2 protein-coding genes are annotated in these 1,756 nt (G+C 31.0%); both read left to right on the top strand.

What is annotated here, in order from left to right; genetic code table 11:
- Window positions 1-275 precede the first annotated feature (275 nt).
- Window positions 276-797 (top strand): tubby C-terminal domain-like protein, encoded by a 522-nt coding sequence (locus M3210_RS19790; RefSeq protein ID WP_251517994.1) that lies wholly within the window; start codon window positions 276-278, stop codon window positions 795-797.
- 633 nt (window positions 798-1,430) lie between these two features.
- Window positions 1,431-1,619, top strand: a complete 189-nt coding sequence (locus M3210_RS19785) for a hypothetical protein (RefSeq protein ID WP_251517993.1) — start codon at window positions 1,431-1,433, stop codon at window positions 1,617-1,619.
- Window positions 1,620-1,756 lie beyond the last annotated feature (137 nt).

Genomic DNA, 1,756 nt, shown 5'->3' with positions numbered 1-1,756 from the left:
TTCGTCTTTCGCAAATCACCACGCACACAGAGGCTCCATGTCAAGCCTTCACATATCTATTCAAATAAGCTTCAAAGCACAACCAAAAAACTAACTTAAATGTGTCCTAAATATTGACGTAGATCCAGATACTTAATGTTAGAATTAAGCTAAGTTATTGTGCTAAAGGGGCAGGTTTCTTTAACAAGAGTGAAACCAAACTACAGTTACATTCGTAATACATATAGACTTCTAAACAGAAAGCACTATGAAGGGAAAGGGAGCTTAAAATTAAATTGAAGTATGATTTTTGCTATGATGTGCCAACAAGAATAACATCAAACATTGAAATTGGTGTTACAAACAATGAAGGGAAAGTAGTTTATTCTCTACAAAAATATCATAAGAATATTTGGCAAAAACTTTTAGCCCTACATTTTACGACTTGGTTTATCAATGTGTCTATTAAGAATATGGCAGGTAAAGAGCTTGTAAAAGTTGAAGATATTGGGGTTGCGAAACGGAAGTGGTCTTTAAAGGATTCAGCAAATAAAGAGAACTTCATACTGACTGATGTGAGTAAGTTCAAAATGACTGAACGAATATTAGAATTTCATTTAGATGAAAGAAAATACATAATCTCAAAAAAAACTCATACGAAACAAACAACGTTATATGAGGATTCCGAGCCGATTGTCATAATGGAGGAAAGTGGAAAACTACCACCGAGAAAAAACTATATCACTTTAGTGAAAGAGAGTAGTCTATCAGAATCAGAAATAATATGTATACTTCATTTGTTTGAAATTGGAGTTTAATCTTGCTAGTATCTTTAGCTACTATACCTGTTATTGGGTGATTGTTTATTATTTCGCTATAGGGGGCTTTTCTTGAATAAGGATTAGTCCTCTTTCTTTTGAATTTATAAAAGGGGCAGTTTAGATATGAGTAGGAGTAACAAGGATATTCAGTTAAAATAAAAGGGTGTGGGAACATAAATACTCGTAGAATTGTTCAGGTAATCGCATTTGCAATGGCAATATTAACCTCGCTGTTTAGATTAATCATCTTTTCTACGGGGTGGGCTACTTTATTAACAATGGATACAATTGATTTGATAACCTATCTAGGACTTGGGATAAGTATTCTACTATTAATTATTTCACTATTTCTACCAAAAAATAAGAATTGATTTCAGAGTGGGAAAAATGGTGAAAAACAAATTGCCTAAGTGATATTTAATAAATAAGGGATAAGATATTTTCTTTAGCGTTTAAATTCTTAGAGGTTGTGAAGGAATATACTTAAACTAAACTATTGGGTGCAATAGTTAATCAAGGCGATTATCAAAAATCGTATTTTTTCAGAAGAATAGAAAACACCACTTCCATATTACGGTGAAATTGCAGTAGGAATTATCAAATTTATATAAGTGAAAGGTGGAAATACTTATGTTTTTTTTAACAACAGTTGGCGGAGTATTAGTAGGAGATATAATTGTTCAATTGTTTTTTTTACTGATTCTTATTGCTTTGGTTGCAGTAGTTATTACATTGATTGTAAAATCTAAGGATAGAAATAAAAAATTAAATAGAATAGAAGAAAAAATAGATAAGTTGCTTTCAGATAAAAATGGGTGAATACTCAATGATTTTTAAGCTAAACCAGCTAATAGTTGTCAATATTTTTCTCTAAAAAACTTAAATTAATTGTGATATACTTATTTTGCACATGCCAAATAACCCTCCTGAATTCTTTAATTGGAAGGCTTTGGAGT

The sequence above is a fragment of the Oceanobacillus luteolus genome (genome assembly GCF_023715655.1).
GTDB lineage: Bacteria > Bacillota > Bacilli > Bacillales > Amphibacillaceae > Oceanobacillus > Oceanobacillus luteolus.
Note: the sequence above shows the minus strand (reverse complement) of the source record. Positions and strands in the feature narration are given on the sequence as shown.